The organism is Bacillus sp. LH1 (genome assembly GCF_057924895.1).
The window spans coordinates 3,432,699-3,452,268 of record NZ_CM175007.1 but is presented as its reverse complement, the minus strand read 5'-3'; the positions used below and the strand labels follow the sequence as shown (position 1 = coordinate 3,452,268).

At 36.8% G+C, this 19,570-nt stretch carries 16 protein-coding genes; 12 read left to right on the top strand and 4 right to left on the bottom strand.

Annotated elements, in window-relative coordinates; translation table 11 throughout:
* Nucleotides 1-84: 84 nt before the first annotated feature.
* A complete protein-coding gene (locus tag ACX9TM_RS17840) occupies nucleotides 85-7,557 on the top strand; it encodes a DUF7507 domain-containing protein (protein ID WP_063220823.1) in 7,473 nt (2,490 codons plus the stop codon).
* Between the two features lie 49 nt (nucleotides 7,558-7,606).
* Here ACX9TM_RS17840 and ACX9TM_RS17835 read toward each other — a convergent pair whose 3' ends face one another.
* Nucleotides 7,607-8,164, bottom strand: coding sequence for a CatB-related O-acetyltransferase (locus ACX9TM_RS17835; RefSeq protein ID WP_000966303.1), 558 nt, complete (start codon nucleotides 8,162-8,164; stop codon nucleotides 7,607-7,609).
* 110 nt (nucleotides 8,165-8,274) lie between these two features.
* On the opposite strand from ACX9TM_RS17835, the gene ACX9TM_RS17830 reads away from it, so the two are divergent.
* The 8 genes from ACX9TM_RS17830 (at nucleotide 8,275) to ACX9TM_RS17795 (ending at nucleotide 13,563) form a co-directional block, all read left to right on the top strand.
* Nucleotides 8,275-8,616 carry an ASCH domain-containing protein gene (locus ACX9TM_RS17830; RefSeq protein WP_063220825.1) on the top strand — a complete coding sequence of 114 codons (342 nt, stop codon included), beginning with the start codon at nucleotides 8,275-8,277 and terminating at the stop codon, nucleotides 8,614-8,616.
* Nucleotides 8,613-9,008 carry an NUDIX hydrolase gene (locus tag ACX9TM_RS17825; protein WP_000620822.1) on the top strand — a complete coding sequence of 132 codons (396 nt, stop codon included), beginning with the start codon at nucleotides 8,613-8,615 and terminating at the stop codon, nucleotides 9,006-9,008. The genes ACX9TM_RS17830 and ACX9TM_RS17825 overlap by 4 nt, the downstream gene beginning before the upstream one ends.
* Nucleotides 9,009-9,094: 86 nt before the next feature.
* Complete coding sequence (locus tag ACX9TM_RS17820; protein WP_000070938.1) at nucleotides 9,095-9,715, top strand: acetate uptake transporter; 621 nt, start codon at nucleotides 9,095-9,097, stop codon at nucleotides 9,713-9,715.
* A gap of 326 nt (nucleotides 9,716-10,041) precedes the next feature.
* Nucleotides 10,042-10,485 (top strand): flavodoxin, encoded by a 444-nt coding sequence (locus ACX9TM_RS17815; protein ID WP_001062752.1) that lies wholly within the window; start codon nucleotides 10,042-10,044, stop codon nucleotides 10,483-10,485.
* A 16-nt stretch (nucleotides 10,486-10,501) separates the two neighbouring features.
* Nucleotides 10,502-11,401 (top strand): WD40/YVTN/BNR-like repeat-containing protein, encoded by a 900-nt coding sequence (locus ACX9TM_RS17810; protein ID WP_063220826.1) that lies wholly within the window; start codon nucleotides 10,502-10,504, stop codon nucleotides 11,399-11,401.
* Nucleotides 11,402-11,616: 215 nt separating this feature from the next.
* Nucleotides 11,617-11,817 (top strand): cold shock-like protein CspB, encoded by a 201-nt coding sequence (gene cspB / locus ACX9TM_RS17805; protein WP_001179150.1) that lies wholly within the window; start codon nucleotides 11,617-11,619, stop codon nucleotides 11,815-11,817.
* Nucleotides 11,818-12,005: 188 nt separating this feature from the next.
* Nucleotides 12,006-12,851, top strand: a complete 846-nt coding sequence (locus ACX9TM_RS17800) for an exonuclease (RefSeq protein ID WP_065211554.1) — start codon at nucleotides 12,006-12,008, stop codon at nucleotides 12,849-12,851.
* A 364-nt stretch (nucleotides 12,852-13,215) separates the two neighbouring features.
* Complete coding sequence (locus ACX9TM_RS17795; protein WP_000227983.1) at nucleotides 13,216-13,563, top strand: hypothetical protein; 348 nt, start codon at nucleotides 13,216-13,218, stop codon at nucleotides 13,561-13,563.
* Between the two features lie 336 nt (nucleotides 13,564-13,899).
* Here the strand turns inward: ACX9TM_RS17795 and ACX9TM_RS17790 are convergent, their stop codons facing one another.
* A complete protein-coding gene (locus ACX9TM_RS17790; protein WP_000345046.1) occupies nucleotides 13,900-14,991 on the bottom strand; it encodes a DUF3900 domain-containing protein in 1,092 nt (363 codons plus the stop codon).
* Between the two features lie 116 nt (nucleotides 14,992-15,107).
* On the bottom strand, nucleotides 15,108-15,437 hold the full coding sequence (locus ACX9TM_RS17785; protein WP_000283715.1) for a hypothetical protein: 330 nt from the start codon (nucleotides 15,435-15,437) through the stop codon (nucleotides 15,108-15,110).
* Between the two features lie 483 nt (nucleotides 15,438-15,920).
* On the opposite strand from ACX9TM_RS17785, the gene ACX9TM_RS17780 reads away from it, so the two are divergent.
* Together ACX9TM_RS17780 and ACX9TM_RS17775 are read left to right on the top strand one after the other, a co-directional pair.
* Nucleotides 15,921-16,832, top strand: coding sequence for a VanW family protein (locus tag ACX9TM_RS17780; protein ID WP_000488973.1), 912 nt, complete (start codon nucleotides 15,921-15,923; stop codon nucleotides 16,830-16,832).
* Nucleotides 16,833-16,969: 137 nt separating this feature from the next.
* On the top strand, nucleotides 16,970-17,914 hold the full coding sequence (locus tag ACX9TM_RS17775; protein WP_139256967.1) for a VOC family protein: 945 nt from the start codon (nucleotides 16,970-16,972) through the stop codon (nucleotides 17,912-17,914).
* Nucleotides 17,915-17,961: 47 nt separating this feature from the next.
* Here the strand turns inward: ACX9TM_RS17775 and ACX9TM_RS17770 are convergent, their stop codons facing one another.
* On the bottom strand, nucleotides 17,962-18,480 hold the full coding sequence (locus ACX9TM_RS17770) for a GNAT family N-acetyltransferase (RefSeq protein ID WP_001103118.1): 519 nt from the start codon (nucleotides 18,478-18,480) through the stop codon (nucleotides 17,962-17,964).
* A 290-nt stretch (nucleotides 18,481-18,770) separates the two neighbouring features.
* On the opposite strand from ACX9TM_RS17770, the gene ACX9TM_RS17765 reads away from it, so the two are divergent.
* Nucleotides 18,771-19,448: an MgtC/SapB family protein gene (locus tag ACX9TM_RS17765; protein WP_000109719.1), complete on the top strand. Its 678-nt coding sequence runs from the start codon at nucleotides 18,771-18,773 to the stop codon at nucleotides 19,446-19,448.
* Nucleotides 19,449-19,570 lie beyond the last annotated feature (122 nt).

Genomic DNA, 19,570 nt, shown 5'->3' with positions numbered 1-19,570 from the left:
TTTGTTGGACAACGTACATTGTATAGTTTGTCTACATTTTATAGTATAGAGCACTTTTTACTATAATTGAAATGAGATGATTGTGTGCCTTTTATAAATAGGTTTACGACAACAGTACCTGGTGCCGTCACGTTTACTGGGAATACGCTGGGACTTAGCCCTACATCACCTGCACCAGGTAATATTTTTGGTACACTTGCTGTGTTTACGACAGTAAATACAGCATTGCAAGTACCAGGATTCCCAGCGGGGACAACAGATGAGTGGCAATTGAATTCTTCAAGTGCAATTTTAAATATTCCAGCGGGAAGCAGTGTGTTATATGCAGAATTAGTTTGGGCTGGTACTTTCCGGACTGATACGGAAGATGTTTTACCATTTTTAAATGATAACATTACATTTACAACGCCAGCAGGGACGTTTTCTGTTACGCCAGATCCTGCTACCGCGCAGCAAGGTTCAGTAGGAAACCAGTTTTATTATGCTCGCTCTGCCAATGTAACGAATCTTGTTAGTGCAGGTGGAGCAGGCACATATACTACAGGTGCCGTGCCAGCTGCAAGAACTTCAGCCGACCCGACAATCAGTCGTTCAGCTGGATGGACGCTTGAGGTTGTGTATCAAAATGCAAGTTTACCACTTCGAAATTTGTCAGTATATGCAGGTCAAGAAATTATCGATGCTTCATCCCCGCCAGTTGATGCTACAATTTCAGGTTTTGCTACGCCGGCAACAGGAGCTGTTACAGGAAGAGTGCTCGTAACTGCTCAAGAAGGTGATTCTAACATTGTTGGAGATCAACTTCGCTTTGGGCCGAATGCAAATGCTACAGTTGCATTATTCGGACCGAGAAATCCTGCGAATAATTTCTTTCAGTCACAAATTTGTAATGATAGTGGAAATTTAGATACGAGCGGCACGTTTGGAGATTTGAATCAGCCGTTAGGGGTAGCTTTGGCCGTCCGAAGACAAGGGTGGGATATTACGAATGTAGATGCCTCCTCATCTTTAGTAAACAATCAAACATCAGCAACGGTTCGATTTGTTACAAATGGAGATGGATACGCAGCAGCTGGTTTTGGTGTTCAAATTGATGCAACAGGTCCAATTATTAATCCTGTTAAATCAGTTAATAGAACAGTCGCAGGGGTAGGGGATATTCTCACTTATACGATTACGGTCCCAAATACAGGAACAGGAAGTGCAGAAAACGTTGTATTACGTGATAGTATTCCGAACGGAACGACGTTTGTTGCAGGTAGTGTTACGGTAGGGGGAGTAACACAGCCGAATGCAAACCCTTCTAATGGAATTAATTTAGGTACAATCCCAAATAACACGCAAAGAATTGTTACATTTCAAGTTCGAATAATATCATTCCCGAATCCCAATCCTATTTTAAATCGTGCAATGGTGTCATATCAATTTCGTCCTTTCGTTGGTAGTCCTCCTATTACAAGTACGTCTTCTTCAAACACAGTACAAACGACAGTGAATCAAGCAACTATAAGTATGCAGAAATCTGTAGATTTACAGACGGCAACGCTTAATGATGTATTAACGTACACAGTTAATATCACAAATAATGGAAATGTCACTGCGAGCAATGTTATTTTTGTTGATAGTATCCCTGCTGGAACAACATTTGTCGCAAATAGCGTTACGGTAAATGGAGTAGCGCGTCCAGGAGCGAATCCAGCAAGTAGTATTAATCTAGGAAGTATTAATGCTTCGCAAACGACTGTAGTGCGCTTTCAAGTTCGAGTAACATCGAACCCTCTTGTCAATCCAATTCCAAACCGTGCAAGTGCAACATTTACCTTTACTCCAGTGCCTGGTCAACAACCAGTTTCAGGGCAAGCGACAAGTAATACTGTAGTTACGACAATTAATATAGCTGATATAACAACGAGAAAAACAGTGGATAGAGCTTTTGCAACGGTTAACGATGTTCTTACGTACACGGTAACAATTCAAAATACAGGAAATGTACTTGCAACGAACGTTATTTTTCAAGATCCAATACCAATTGGAACGACATTTATAGCAAATAGTGTGACTGTGGATGGGGTTTCACAACCTGGGGTAAATCCAGCGACTGGGTTTACAGTAGCAAATATATCTCCCGGCGGAAGTAGGACAGTGACTTTTCAAGTACGAGTGACATCAACGCCATCAGGAGGCACAATTGCGAATCGCGGAAATGTAACTGCTAATTTCGTCGTTATTCCAAATCAGCCACCAATAACGATTAATAGACAAACGAATACAGTTGTGACACAAGTTAATACAGGCGGTTTAAATGTAATAAAAGAAGTGAATACAACGCAAGCGGCAGTAGGAGACACTTTAACATACACAATTGCCGTTCAAAATACAGGGAATGTTCCGTTAACAAATGTATTTTTCCAAGACCCTATTTCTTCTGCTGTTTCATTTGTTGCAAATTCTGTAACAATTAATGGAGTACAGCAAAGTGGACTAAATCCGAATACAGGATTCTCTCTTCCGAATATTCCTGCGGCTCAAACGGTTGTAGTCACATTTGACGTAGTAATTGTACAGAATCCAGAAAATGAAGATATTTTAAATCAAGCAAATGTAACAGCAAGCTTTCAAGTGAATCCGAATGAACCACCAGTAACAATCAATGTACCGAGTAATGTTGTGAATACGACAGTACAATCAGGAAACTTTGAAGTTGTGAAAGCAGTCAATACGGATGTTGCAACAGTAGGGGATATTTTAGTATATACAATAGAAGTCATAAATGCAGGTAGTGTACCAGCTACGAATGTATTTTTCCAAGATTCAATTCCCCAAGGGACATTATTTATTGAAAATAGTGTAGTTGTGAATGGTGTTTTACAAGAAGGGGCAGATCCAGAACTTGGATTCCCATTAAATAATTTGCCTACTGGCGCCAGTGTTATTGTTACATTTGAAGTATTAATTGATGAAATTCCCCAAGGAAATAATGTTGTAAATAATGCGAATGTAACTGGAGATTTCCTTGTAAATCCAACAGAGCCGCCGATTACTGTAACAGTACCAAGTAATACTGTTATGACGATCGTGAATTCTTCAGGGTTAAATGTAATGAAAAGTGTAAGTGCTACTGAAGCCGGTGTAGGAGATACGTTAACGTATACAGTTCGTATACAAAATAGTGGAACGGTGACAGCGACAAATGTATCATTCCTTGATCCGATTCCAGTTGGAACCACTTTTGTAGCGAATAGTGTAACAATAAACGGGACACCTCAACCAGGTTTAAACCCGACAACTGGATTTCCACTTGCTAATATTCCAGTAGGAGGAATGGTGACGGTCACTTTTCAAGTGACAATCACGAGTGTACCACCAAATAGAGTTCTTCCGAATAATGCGAATGTCACTGCTGATTTCCAAGTAAGTCCTCTCCAGCCACCAATTACAATTGTAACGATTAGTAATATTGTTGTGACGCGAGTGAATGTAGGATCACTTAATGTAATGAAGAGTGTAAATACACTACAAGCCGGTGTAGGAGATACGTTAACGTATACGATTCTTATTCAAAATACAGGAACTGTTCCTGCAACGAATATTGTTTTTCAAGATCCAATTCCGTCTGGTACTGCCTTTGTAGCAAATAGTGTGACGATAAATGGAGTCGTACAGCAAGGCGCGGATCCTATGCTAGGTTTCCCGGTACCAAATATTCCGGTCGGGCAAACGGCTACGATTACGTTTCAAGTTACAGTGACGAGTGTTCCGAGCGGTGGAAATATAAGAAACCAATCAAACGTTACTGCAAGTTTTCTTATAAATCCAGCAAACCCTCCAATAACGACTGTTACAAATAGTAATTTTGTAGTGACGCAAGTAAACACAGCACAGTTAAATATACAAAAATCTTCATCTGTACAACAAGCAGCACTTGGAGAAACTTACACGTATTCTGTTGTTATTCGAAATAACGGTACAGTAACAGCAACGAATGTCTCTTTCCTTGATCCAATTGCTTTAGAAACAACTTTTGTAGCAAATAGTGTAACGATAAATGGAACGCCACAACCTGGATTTGACCCAAATGTTGGTTTCCCGCTTCCTAATATTGCAGCTGGAACATCATTGACAGTAACGTTCCAAGTTACGGTAGTTGCACCGTCTACACGTGGAGCAGTATTAAATACAGCATCTGCTACAGCCACTTTCTTATTAAATCCTTTACAGCCACCTGTAACAACAACGAATTCAAGTAATACAACGGTAGTTACAATACCGTTACCTCCTCCTGGTGAAGTAACTGCAACAAAGACAGTTGATGTTGCAACTGGGGCCGTTGGGGATGTATTAACGTATACTGTGCTCATTTCAAACGTAGGAATTATCCCTGTTACAGATGTGTTCTTCCAAGATGTCATACCAGAAGGAACGACGTTTGTTGACAATAGTGTAACGATAGGTGGAGTGCAGCAACTTGATTTAAATCCAGAAATAGGATTTACAGTTACTCCATTATTAATCGCTGGTGGAAGTATTGAGGTCACATTCCAAGTGACGATTACAGAAATTCCAGATAATGAAGTCATATTAAATGATGCAGATGTTACATTTACTTCACAACCAAATCCGCAGGAACCACCGATTACGGAAACGATATTAACAAATTTAGTCGTTACGACAATTAATATAGCGTTTATTTTTCCATTGAAACTAGTAGATAAAGAAGTAGCGACGGTAGGAGAAATATTAACGTATGATGTATTGATTTTTAATTTCGGAACAGTGCCAGCGACGAATGTTCAATTTATCGATACTACTTCCGCGGGTGTAGCATTTGTACCAGGAAGTGTGAGCATAAACGGGGTACCAGCACCAGGATTAGATCCTTTCATTGGTTTTACAGTTCCAGATATACCTGTCGATGATTTTGTACTTGTCACATATCAGGAAGTGGTTACAAGCATACCAGAAGGTGGAACGATTGTTAATTTTGTAGACGTTACAGCTACATTTGCTGTAAGTGAAACAGAACCGCCTATTACGGAAACAACGACAAGTAATACGACATTAACAGAAATCAATGAGCCTGGTTTGAATGTTTTAAAATCAGTGAGTCAGCCGGTTGTTGCAGTAGGCGATACAATCACATATACAACAGTAGTTCAAAATACAGGAACAGTGCCAGCAACGAATATTCAATATAGTGATGTATTACCTTCCTCTATAGCATTCGTGCCGAACACTGTAACGATAGACGGTGTGTTACAACCTGGATTCAATCCGAATAATGGATTCCCGCTTCCAGATATAAACCCAGGTGAAAGTGTAGAAGTCATCTTCCAAGTAACCGTTGTTAGTGCGCCATCAAACGGAACAATTGCCAATACGGCAAATGTAACTGGAAGTTTTGTATTAGTACCAGGAGAACCACCAGTTATAGTAACAGAGCCGAGCAATACAACACTTACAACTGTAAATAGAGGGCAATTTAATGTTATTAAACAAGTAAATAGGGTTGCTACTCTCGTTGGAGATATATTAACGTATACGGTTCAAATAACAAATACTGGAACAGTAACAGCTAATGCTGTTCAGTTTGTTGATACCATTTCAGCAGGGGCGTCATTTGTACCAAATAGTGTAACGATAAATGGAGCCTCGCAACCAAACTTAAATCCGATTACTGGATTTGGAGTTGGAGATATCCCAGTTGGTGAAACAGTTATAGTGACGTTTCAAGCGACAGTTACAAACATCCCGTCATCAGGAACAATTACGAACGTTGCAAATATAACAGGAAGCTTTACTTTAGTGCCAGGAGAACCACCAGTTGTAGTAACAGAGCCGAGTAATACGACGATAACTAGAGTGAATAGAGGACGATTCAGCGTTATAAAATCTGTAAATAAAGAAGCGACACGATTAGGAGATACGTTAACGTATAGTGTGCAAGTTACAAATACGGGAACGGTAACAGCAACGAATGTTCAGTTTATCGATGTTCCATCACCTAGTTTAGAATTCGTTCCTGGAAGTGTACAAATAAATGGGATTCCGCAAGTAGGTTTAGATCCATTTGTAGGCTTTGCATTGCCTGATCTTGCAGTAGGGGATAGTGTATTAATTACATTTGAAGTAAATGTAATCGCAGTTCCGCCTTCTAGTAGCATTATGAATACAGCAAGAGTAACGGGTGATTTCGAATTGATTCCAGGAGAACCTCCGTCTACAATTACAAATTCAAGTAATACGACGGTTACGCCGGTAAATAGAGGTAGCTTAGATATGCTAAAAGAAGTAGACGATTCAGTTGTTGGTGTAGGAGAAACGGTAACGTATACTGTTCGTATATTAAATACTGGTACTGCTGATGCAATGAATGTTCAATTTATCGATGTGCTATCTCAGGAAGCTGATTTCGTTCCAAATAGTGTAACGATAAATGGGGTTCCGCAACCGGGGTTAAATCCGCAGATTGGATTTACGATACCTGATATACCAGTTGGTGAGACGTCACTTGTAACATATGAAGCTACGATTACAAGTTTTCCGGATGGTGGTACAGTAGTGAACGTTGCTGGGGCGTTAGCAGAATATATTTTAGTACCAGGGGAGCCGCCAGTTACAGTGATGGATACAAGCAATACAGTTATAGTGACGGTAAATACTGCAATCTTATTTGTTGCAAAAGGAGCAAACTTTGAAGTAGCAATGATAGGGGATGTTGTCACTTACGGAATCGCTGTTATAAATGATAGTACAGTTCCTGTGACCAATATTGTGTTAACAGATATCATTGATCCGAATACGCTATTTATAAATGGTACGGTAACGGTAAATGATGTACCTCTTCCATTTGCTAATCCGAATACTGGTATTCCGTTAGGTGATTTTCAGCCAAATGATGCAGCAATTATTAATTTCCAAGTTGTAATAATAGGAGGGCAAGTAAATAATTTAGTTACAAATACTGCTACAGCGAATGGGCTTGCAACTGTAAATCCGAATGAGCCGCCAGTAGTAGTTGAAGGTGATAGTAATACAGTTGTTATCCCGTTTATTCCTCAAAATGTCTCAACGACAGTCGTAAAAACGGCAGATTTACAGGTAGCAACAATTGGAGATGTCATTACGTTTGCGACAGTCATCACAAATACGGGTGATACTGTAATGCAAAATATTCGTTTTCAAGATATGTTAGATAGTAGTGTTCGATTTGTTCCTGGAAGTGTAACGGTTGATAATACGCCAGTGCCGAATGTAAGCCCGGCAGTAGGGTTTCTTATCGGAAGTTTAAATCCTGGTGAAGCAAGGACAGTTTCGTTCCAAGTAGCAGTACAGAGCGCGCCAAATGGTTCAGGAAATTATATAAATCAAGCGAGTATTCGTTTTGAACATCAAGTAGGCACAGTATTGCCACCTGTTACACAAATAGTAGAAAGTAACATAGTTGTCATTCCATTTGTTCCAACGATTGAACAAATTTGCGAAACAAACTTTAATTGCTTAGATAAGATTCCATTTCAATGTTCTCCGTGTAATCATTTGCATGGACATAAAAAATAAAAACAGAAAGAGCATCCTGAAAAATAATTGGATGCTCTTTCTGTTTTAATCATATAGATTCATTTTCGGGCGAGGTGAAAAATTCGTCGATTTTGTCGGAAAGTAGTAATGGAATAGCTCCTTTTATAACAGAAATGTCCCAGTCCCACCATGCAAGATTCTCTAGTTTGTCAATTGTTTCTTGCGGGAAACGATATCGAATAAATTTTGCTGGATTACCAGCCACAATTGCATATGGAGGGACGTCTTTTGTAACAACACTTTTTGCACCAATAATGGCACCGTTACCAATTGTAACACCAGATAAAATGCAGGATTGATAACCAATCCATACATCATTGCCAACTACGATATCACCTTTTGAAGAAGGGTGACCAGTAATATGTGCTCCTTCATCAAAAAGTGCATTAAATGGATAAGTTGTTATCCAGTCTGCGCGATGTTCACCGCCAAGTATGAAAACGACTTCTTCTGCTAATGAACAAAACTTACCTATTTTCAATTTTGTTTCATCGTTCCAAGAAAAAATGGTTGGCCCTACTTTACTATAAGTATAATCACCAATATCATATTTATTATATTCAGGTTTTTGATTTAAATATAACATGCTTCTTCAGCCTCCTTTCTCAATTAAGTGATACGTATGGAATATTATATGCAAGATGTAGTAATGTGAACTGTATTAATAGGTGAAATGAACAAAAGGGAGTGGGATGTATGCGATACGAAATGGGTTTATATAATAAACCGTTTCAGTCAATTCGATCAGGGAAAAAAGTATATGAAGTACGCCTATACGATAAAAAACGTCAACTAATAAACAAAGACGATGAAATCGTATTTACGAATCTTAAGACAACAGAAATGATGACGGTAAAAGTAAAGGAAATAAAGCGATACGAGAGCTTTAAAGCTATATATGAACAAATCGATAAAAAATTATTGGATTGTGAAAATGATAGTTTAGAGGAAATGTTAGAAAGTACATACAAAATATATACGAAAGAACAAGAAAAAGAGTGGGGAACAGTTGCGATTCGTATTGAGGTAATAAAATGATAAGAAATCGCGGAGCCGCTATCATTGTACAGGAAGGAAAAATCGCTCTTATAAAACGTATTCGAGAAGAGGAAAGATATTATGTTTTTCCTGGCGGAGGGATTGAGGAAGGTGAAACGCCTGAAGAGGCAACGAAAAGAGAGGTATACGAAGAATTAGGGGTACATATACAAGTGGAGCACCTTATTGCAAAGGTAAAATATAAAGGAAATGAATATTATTATGCTGCCTATATTACAGGCGGAGTGTTCGGAAGCGGAACAGCTGAGGAATTTCAGCTGGAAGGTAGGGGAAATTATATTCCGTTATGGCTACCGATAAACGAGTTGGAAAAAGTGAATATAAAACCTTATGAAGTGGTCAGAAATATATTTAATCATTATAAAATATAACGTCTGACAACATACAAAAAAAACCATTGACATAGTCTTCTGATTTAAGTATTGTATTCGAGTATGTTTATAATCAGGAGGTTTATATGAGCAATCAAACTACTACACATCATGTGAAAATGACAACAGCGGATCCATCTGGAATTGGTCTATTTGGATTAGCGATGGTAACACTTGTAGCATCATCTCAAAAGTTAGGCTTAACAGATGGCGTTTCACTTGTATTACCGTGGGCAATCTTTTTAGGAGGATTTGCACAAATCTTTGCTTGCATTCATGATGCAAAGCATAACAATACATTCGGTACAACAGCATTCGGTGCGTACGGTCTATTTTGGCTAGGTGTTGGAATGACTTGGTTAATTCAACTTGGAGTATTTGGCGAAAAATTAGCACAAGCTGCAGATTCAAAACAGCTTGGTGTAGCCTTTATCGGATATTTGATTTTCACAATCTTTATGACAATTGGTGCAATGGAAACACATAAAGTATTATTTATGATTTTCGTCCTTATTGATTTCTTATTTATCGGTCTTTCATTAAGTACTTTAGGTGTTATGCCGCATGCAATGCATAATTTAGCAGCATATTCTGAACTTCTTATTTCATTATTATCTTTCTACGGTTCAGCTGCAGCAGTGTTAAATACACACTTCGGAAAAGTTGTTTTACCAGTAGGAAAGCCTTTTGGTATTTTTAAAAAATAATAAAAAAGCACAGATGATTGTATAGTCATCTGTGCTTTTTTATTTATTCCGCTCTTTGTGGGTTGTCTGAAAAAGCCTGATTGGTGAGGACTCATTAAACTTTCACTTTATCCCGCTATTTGCCGGGCAGTAAGCCCCCCGCCTCAAAATTCAGCGGAAACAAAGAAGTTAGGTGGGGGATGAATACCCTCACTGATTAAAGTTTCACCTTATTTGAAATAAGTAATGTGAAATGTAAATAAAAGTAGAAAAAATCAATTGAAATTGATTCTCATTATTAATATAATGAGAATGAGAATCATTTATTGTTAGAGGGGGATGCCAAAGTGGCAAAAATTTTAATAGCTTATGCAAGTATGTCAGGAAATACAGAGAGTATTGCTGATTTAATTAAAGTTAGTTTAGATGCTTTTGATCATGAAGTAGTATTGCAAGAAATGGAAGGCATGGACGCTGAAGAATTATTAGCTTATGATGGAATCATTTTAGGATCTTATACGTGGGGCGATGGTGAATTACCATTTGAAGCGGAAGATTTTCATGATGACTTAGAAAATATAGATTTAGCTGGGAAAAAGGTAGCGGTATTCGGATCGGGTGATACAGCGTATGAACTGTTTTGTGAAGCGGTAACGATATTTGAAGAACGTCTTGTGGAACGCGGTGCAGAGCTTGTACAAGAAGGGCTGAAAATTGAATTAGCTCCAGAAGATGAAGAGGATGTTGAAAAATGCAGTAATTTTGCAATTGCATTTGCTGAGAAGTTCTAAGAATGGGAGTGTCAACGTGGAGACAATGTTAAGTGCAACTGCTATTACAAAGTTAAGAGATGGAAAACTGTTGTTAGCTACTACATATAATGGCTTATTTGTTGAACAAGACGGAGAATGGAAACGAATTTTAAATGGTTTTCAAAAACGAATTAGGGATTTACATAGCGAAGATAATGTAGTTTATGGTGTAGGTGACGAAGGGATTTTTATTCGCAGTATGAATGGTGGAGAGAACTGGACAATTCAGCGTTTTCCAACAAAAGCAACGAGTTGGAATGTATGTAGCAATGTACAAGGAACTGTTGTTGCTCATGGAGAAAAAACGCTGTATCTTTCTAATAATTTCGGTTTGACATGGGAAACTATTCATCCGTTTCTTGAGTATGGCAGTGCGGCACCGTCTATTCGATCATTATTTTTATATAAACATTACTTATTTATTGGTACGAAAATACATGCTAAATATGGTGGTGTTTGGCTCTTTGATTTGAAGACACGTAAATTAAAGAGGATTAAAATTGCGATGAATCAAATGATCTCCGCGTTGACTTTACACAATTCTTATTTAGTAGTGGCAAGTGGATCGTGCAAGGGAGTTAGCGGAAATATTTCTTATTGTAAAATAGATGAAAGTATTGCAAGTGAAAAAATATATTGGCATACATGTCAAAGTGAGCAGAAAGCAAGTAGTTATTTAGACTTAAGTGTAGATCAACATGTTTTATATACAACTTCAACGCAAAATAAGGCGGGGATTAGTAGTGTGTGCCGTGTGCTTCTTGAAGAAGGTATTGTTACAGTATGTGATTCAGTTAAAGGGCACGGATGGCGCATTGTTAATCAAAAAGATGGTTATGTAGTAGCCGGATCAGGTGAATTAAAAGCAATGCAGTGGGAACAAAAAATAATTTAAGAAAAAAACTTTACTTTTATTATATTGATATGATATAGTATATTTAAACCATTTTACTTTTAATAATATAGAGATTTAAATGAGCTGTAACTTCCGAGGAGGATAGCAATGTTAAATCTCCTCAGGGGTTGCAGTTTTTTAATATCTGGCTTATTATTGTAAGGTGGTTGAAAATGAATATGTACATATAGGTACATTGTAGGAGGATTTTTTTCATGCAAAACGGTAAAGTAAAATGGTTTAACTCAGAAAAAGGTTTCGGTTTCATCGAAGTTGAAGGCGGAGAAGACGTATTCGTTCATTTCTCAGCTATCCAAGGCGAAGGCTTCAAAACTTTAGAAGAAGGTCAAGAAGTTACTTTCGAAGTAGAACAAGGTAACCGTGGACCTCAAGCTACTAACGTAAACAAGAAGTAATTTTTGAAAAAAGAAGGGCTCGCCCTTCTTTTTTTTTGCATTTTTATAGATGTCCTCCTACTTACATATCATAACAAGACTGAATTTTCATTTATTTATTCGGAGTATTTTTGTATAAAGTACATGAATAAATAAATACTGAAAATAAAGTGTTTGTGTGAAAAGGAATTTAGAAAGAGGTAAATAAATTGAAAAATGCTACACATTTCATTGTGTTTGATATTGAAAGGAATTTCAGACCGTATAAATCAGAAGATCCATCAGAAATAGTTGATATCGGAGCTGTAAAAATAGAAATAGGTACAATGAAGATAATTGAAGAATTTTCGGAGTTAGTAAAACCAAGTGCACGATTAACTCGTCATACAACAAAATTAACCGGTATTACGAAAAAAGATTTAATGGGTGTAGAAAAATTCCCTCAAATTATAGAGAAATTTATTCAGTTCATCGGCGAAGGTTCTATATTTGTTTCATGGGGAAAAGAAGATTATCGCTTTCTATCTCATGATTGTACATTATATGGTGTTGAATGCCCAAGTATAGAAAAAGAAAATAGAATTGATTTGCAAAAATTTGTTTTCCAAGCATATGAGGAATTGTTTGAACATACGCCAAGTTTACACTTTGCGGTAGAACAGCTCGCTTTAACGTGGGAAGGAAAACAGCACCGTGCTTTAGCAGATGCTGAAAATACAGCAAATATACTTCTTAAAGTATATAGCGAGAGAGATATCAATAAGCGATACAAAAGACATGGTGAACTTGAACTTGTAAAAAACGGAAAACTAACAGAAAAAGCGAAAAAAAAGATGCGAAAATGGGTTTTTAAAGAACTAAAGAAAAATACAGAACGCCCTTTTGAATGGAGTACATTTGAAAGTGGTGACACGTGGGAAAGTATAACGGAAAGATATTATATAAGTGAAAATACAGTGGAACTCCTGAAAAAACATTTTCGTACAGCAGTGAGAAAAGCGGAACGGCAGATTAGGTATTTGGCTGAGATGGAGGAGAATACAGAGGTTAAATGAATTTCTCCTCCCCCTCTAACTACATACATGTAATAACAGCGTATTGATATTAAATAGGCATCAACTTGTTGTTGTGATTGTGCATTATAATTGCTTTGGGATTGTTAAGACGTAATAAGAGTTTTAAACCGTATTAATAAAATAAAAATATATATAAAGAAAAGAGTGTAGTTTAATGGAAACGATCTTTAACATTTTAACTGTTTTAGTTTTTGGGATAATATTTACCACACAATTAGCATTAACTACACTTTCTTTCATAGTAAAGAAGAATTGGAAAAAACTTAATATCTCTTTAAGTTGTGGTGTATTAAAGTTTAAAATAGAAGAGTAAGATTGAGTTTTGTACAAGGGAGGTGTGATAGTGGTAGACTTGGATATTAAAGATGTCACAGTAAAGATGGAATTAAACGGTGTCTTTTGGAATGAGGATCGGATTGCTGAAATGAAGGTGACTACAAAAGAAGAGCATTCTGTTATTCTTCGTCTAGTAGTTGATTTAGAAAGTAAAACTATTAGGGCGACGAGTGCGGAAATAGTGAATGGATTCTGCCCTCTGTGCAAACAGAAAAGGGACGAATGTAGTGAACTTAATGACTTGCAAAACAAAATGGAAATTTTAGAAGAAGCCTACGATTGGGTGAGAGAACATCCGGAATATCGTTTTCAATTATCTTTTTACGAGTACAATAAATTTGAGGTAGTAAAGTGAAATTTGCATCTTAACAACTTATAGAAGGTCTTGGTCAACTAGAAATATTGAAGTAGATATTTCTAATGGAAATAAGCTTGTATAACAAGGAAGGGATGTATTTGATTCTGCAACAAATGTCATCTTGCATCAAAAAAATTTGAAAATAAACATGTTTTATTATAAAGCAGAAAAATCGATTCTTAGTAGAATCGGTTTTTAATATAAACAAAAGAGCGCTTATTATAAGCGCCCAGTAACAACAGTTATATGGAAGTATTTATCCCGTAACAGCCCGATTGGTGAGGGTAATAATTAGTGGGGGATGAACAAAACCCCACTGATTAAAGTTTCATTTTATTCAATACCGCTCGGATCAAATGAATACTGCTGCTTATTCTCAATCCGCTCAATCACATCCTGCAGCTCATCTGGCTTCAGAAACTCAATCGGAGAGAAGCCTTTTTCAAATGTAAGTGTGTCTGCTTCAATCATAAGTACATATCGGTCATTTACCTTCGCAATATGTATTTGATCCCCGAAATCAGCAAGCAAAGCCTTCACAGAGATATGATCGGCTTTTAGTTTTAATTCCACTTCAGGAGCATGCTCGACGATTTGAGCGGTAGCTTCCATTACTTCTTCGGTTGAAAATTGTTCCATAATTTCCCGCTTCGGACTAGCAGCCCATACTTCCATCGCTTGGTCGAATTGTTCGCGTTCTTCCGTACCTTCTTCAAATACATCTTCAATTTGGTCGTATACCATGTCCATTACCTGTGTTTTCATAATTTCAGGCATAGAGCGTTCATATTCGACGAATTTTAAGAAGTCTTCAAAGTAGCGGGCATGTGATGCTTGGTGTATTTTTAGTTCGCCTACTTCAACCATACCTTCTTCAGGCATGTACGGATATTGGATAGATTTCATATTCTTTGTTGTGATGGCCATTTCAACGTTACGAATCAGTGTTGATTCATCAGAAATAGAAGCAACCTTTGGTTCAAAGTCGCATTTCATTACGAATACGAATGGATCATCAAAGTATTTGCGTAGTTTTGCCTGAGCAATTAAAAATACACCACCACGTACAGCGCTTGTGTCAAGATATGTATAAACGAGAGGTTCGCTCATATCTTTAAAGTTTTCTTTTGTTTCTGCAAAGCGAATACGATTAAAAAGGTTGTAATGAGGGTTTGAATCAAGTTCGTGCCCTTCTTCTACAATAAAGCGACCAATTTTTGTTGGGGCTTGTTCTGTTTTTGCATGACGTTCTACTTTTCGCTTCGATATTTTTAATAACTCACCATTCAAAAATTCTTTTAAGGAACTATCTTCATATTCTTCAGCGTCTAAAGTTTGAAAATGTTTGTAGCGTTTATCAACTGCTTCACCTTTTCCTTCTACTTGTACAACATAAAAGGAAAGATAATTTATTTCAAAATCCATATTTATCACCTTGTTTCATTTCATTAACTCTTATCAGTATAGAGATGGAAAAAACTTTCGTCAATTTATATAAGGAAGGGGAAGCCCCTTCCTTTATATAATCTTTATTTTCTCGATTAAAATCCGTCTTCTAATGCTGCGAATGGAATGTTTAGTCTGTTTTCTACTGTGCGTAAACGTTGGTTTAAGCGGTTTAGTCTACGTGTATGGCGCTCAACTGTATTTTCTAGTTGACGAACTCTTTGTTCAAGCTCATTTACGCGTCTTTCTAATTGACGATTTCCAGTGCCAGGAAAAGAGATTGGAAGTTGGAATTGTCTATTTTGGTCATATGGATTCGTGTGCTCTGCTTGATCTATATAAGATTGATATTGTGTTTGTAAGTCATACTGTGGTTGTTGGTACGCATATTGATTATATGGATCATATGGATTGTAGGGATACATAATAACATCCTCCATTTCTTTAAAATAGGTTGAATTCACCATAATGTATGTGCAAAAGCGGAGTGGTGGCACGGCAAATACCTATTTATGTTGACGGGATTTCTCTTTATCCCGCTATTTGCTGGGCAATAAGACCCCCATGTCAAAATTCAGCAGAAACAAAGAAGATCGGGATGCCCGTAAAACCCCCACTGATTACAGTTTCACTTTATAAAAAATAGCTTGAGGGTTTTTGATTTGTATTTCTTTTGCTTAATGGTATATACTGGATAAAAGAGAAAGTTTACATAAAAGTTACAATTCTATCAAACTCAAACTTTTATGTAAATATGTATAGACATTTATAAAAGAAAAGAGTAATTTATATAGAGTGAAAAATAACTTGTAACATTTTATAAACATATTGTAAAATGATTGTAACAAAACATACATAAAAATGAAATAAATACATAATAGTGATGTTGGGGAAAGGGAGAGAGTATATTGTTCCGTAAAGTAAAGGGTATATTGGTTGGGGTGTTATGTGTAGCTATAATGAGTGGCTGTGGTGCAAAAGTAAGTGATGTTGCATTGGTAAGTGATATTGGTGGGCATACTGTAGAGGCTAAAGCAGAAGTGCAGGATACTATTAGTTTAGTTGATGGTCGAACTGGTACTGAAGTGAAAAAATTAGATTTATCTAGTTTAGGCTATTTTGAAGATGAAGCGAAATTTAAAAAGTCTGTAACAAAGGTTGTTGGTGAGGTTGGAAAAAGCGTCGACAAAAAAATGGTTCCTTCACGTATAGCACCTGATGGAAGTTGGCAAGAAGGAAAACCTTCTTATGAATTAATGGAAAAAGAATTAGTAGATAAATTGTTAAATGTTGGTATGTGGGATGCTACGTATCAGTTGCCGATCGTGGAGAAAAAACCAGTCGCAACATTAAGTGATGCGCAAGGAAATGGTACGGTAATTGGTAGATATGAAACGAATTTAGGTGGTTCAACAGGTGGCCGTATTGAGAATATTCGTTTGTCAGCAGCGAGCATAAATGGAGTTGTGTTAGCAAAAGGAGACCGTTTCTCTTTTAATTCATTAATCGGTGATACAACACCAGATAAAGGATATCAATTAGGGAAAGAAATAGTTGATGGTAAATTAGTAGATGGATATGGCGGTGGTGTTTGTCAAACATCTTCAACTTTATACAATGCAGCAGATCAAGCTGGTCTGAAAATGGTGGAGAGAACTACACATTCTAAAACGGTAGGTTATGTTCCACAAGGAAGAGATGCTACAATTGCATATCCATACTTAGATTTAGTATTTGAAAATACGAATGATGCACCTGTGAAGCTTTATATGGGCATTCAGGGTGGAAAGCTAGTTGCTGAAGTACATAAAATGAGATAAGAGTTAAAAAGCCATCTTTTCTAAAAGTTAGAAAAGGTGGCTTTTTATTATGAAAATAAAAATGTATGTAAATTCTGACTTTTCTTATTTACATAGGATGATTTTAGTTGTATCCTTCATAGTAACGGTTATATGTAATGGGAAAATATAGGGATAAGGAGATGAAGTTATTCATGGTAAAAATTCATCCGAAAACACGTATTGGTCATGTTGAATTTAAAGTGAAAGATTTAGAGCGTCAAATTGCTTTTTATGAGAATGTTGTAGGATTAGAGGTAATTAAGCAAGAGGGGAATAAAGCATATTTATCTGGAAAAGGTGGAAAGAATGCGTTACTTGTTCTTGAAAAGTTAGAGGACGGGGTACTGCAAGAACCGCGTACGACTGGTATATATCATGTAGCCTTTTTAGTTCCGACTCGTGAAGCTTTTGCTTCTGCGCTATTTGGGGTTCTTCGTAATAAGAATGTAATTGACAGCCCGGCTGAGCAAGAAGGGCGTTATACATATTCAAATGAAATTTTACCAATTTCAAGGTTTAATAGTGCAAGTGATCATACATATAGCGAAGCTTTTTATTTGCAAGATTTAGAGGGGAATGGTATTGAAATTTATGCAGACCGTCCGCGCGATCGATGGGGAGAAGGGCCAGGAGGAAGTACACCACTTGATTTAAAAGAATTGGCAACATTCGTTGATTATGAGTTTGATGGTTTGCCTGCTAATACTGTCGTTGGGCACGTACATTTACGAATAGCTGATGTAGAGAAATCACATGAATTTTATGTGGAAACAGTAGGTTTTGAAGTACAACAGCGTGAAGAGGATTGCTTATTTATTTCAGCAGGGGGATATCATCACCATATTGGTGCAAATACGTGGAACGGAGTAAACAATCCACACCCACCAGTACATGCAACTGGGCTAAAGGTGTATACGATTGTACTACCGTATAAAGAAGCGTTAGATGAAGTGAAAGAAAGATTAATAGAAAAACAACATGAAATAAATGAAACTACAAATGGGTTTGTGGTGGTAGATCCAAGTGGTATTACAGTGCAGTTTGAAATAGAAGCAGTGTAAAATAAGCGAGAAAGTGTATAATCACTTTCTCGCTTATTTGTGATCATTCATAGCTCAATCCAATATCTTCTTACTACATTCCCATCTTCCTCAGTGAAATCATCATCACGAAGCCCGCCGTTATGTAAAATCGTTTTTTCAGAAGCGGTATTCACTGCGTCGCAAACGACAAGTACTTTCGTGATGTCTAATTCCTTCGTTTTTTCTAATGATAATGCTAGTAACTTCGTAGCATAACCTTTTCTTCTTTCAGAAGGGCGAATGCCATAACCAATATGACCGCCAGCGTTAAATAAGTGTTCGGTTAAACTATGACGTATATTAACAGCTCCCACAATTTTATTTTCATCTGTAACAAGCCAATATGTAGAGTCTGGTACCCAAGTTTCAGGGATATTTATTCCGTTATGCGCATCGAGAAGTTCTTGAACCATAGCTGGGAAGTTGGCAGGATTTTTTGAGATAACCCACGGGATCATTGTTTCACCGCTATCTTTCCATTCGTTATAGAAATCTAAGTATTCTTCTTGTAAATCAGTAGTAGGTGTAAGTAACGAGACGTTCATTGTTAGTAAGCTCCTTTGTTTATGTAGTATTTATAAAAAATTATGATACAAAATGAAAGCGTTTTCTGAAGTTTCTCAACCTAATTTCATGTAATTCACCTTTTATTTTTTAGAAAATTAGTGAAGGTTTAAAATTAGAAGTTATTTATTTTATGTTAATATTTTAAATATTAACATAAAACGACCGGAGTATTAAGTGTATTTTAGTGGTATTCCTTCATGTTGATAAATGGATGTTTGTGATATTTTTTGTTTTATCTATCTATAATGAATGAAAGGGGGAAGTGCCCGTGAGTGTAGATTTTGATTTTATTATACGAATCGGTGTTGCTGGCTTGTTAGGAGCAATGATTGGCATTGAAAGAGAAATTCGATCGAAAGAAGCTGGATTAAAGACTCATTTCCTCGTAGCGGTAGGAAGTGCGTTAATAATGGTTGTTTCGAAATATGCCTTTTCAGATATTGTGTTTGAAGAGCATATGTCTCTAGACCCAAGTCGTATTGCAGCACAAGTCGTTAGTGGAGTTGGTTTTTTAGGTGCAGGCACAATTATTATTCAAAAGCAGGCGGTGAAAGGATTAACGACCGCGGCTGGTTTATGGGCTACTGCCGGTATAGGATTAGCAATTGGAGCGGGAATGTATGTAGTAGGCATTGGAGCGACGATTCTCGTTTTAATTGGTTTAGAAATTGTAAGTCGTATTTTTAAGGTGCAATTTCTATTTCCACAAAATATAACAGTGCAAATGTTTGTAAATAAACATGAAGCGATACAACAAATATTAGAAACACTACAAGTGAAAGGCATCCCAATACTCTCATATGAGGTGGAAGCTTCACAGCAAGGTACAGAAACTGTTTATAAGGTAGGAATGCAGCTGAAAAATATATCGTCAGAAGAAAAGAATGAGTTTATTCAGCATATGCAAACATTACCGGAAGTTACGTTTATAAAGTTAAAATCATAGTGTTGAAAACGAGGATAGATGTAGCAGAAATTTTGCTATTATCTATCTTTTTTGATATAAAATGCACGGAAAGTCAAGCGTTAATTTTACATGGAATGGATACATGTGTGAACGTTACCTTA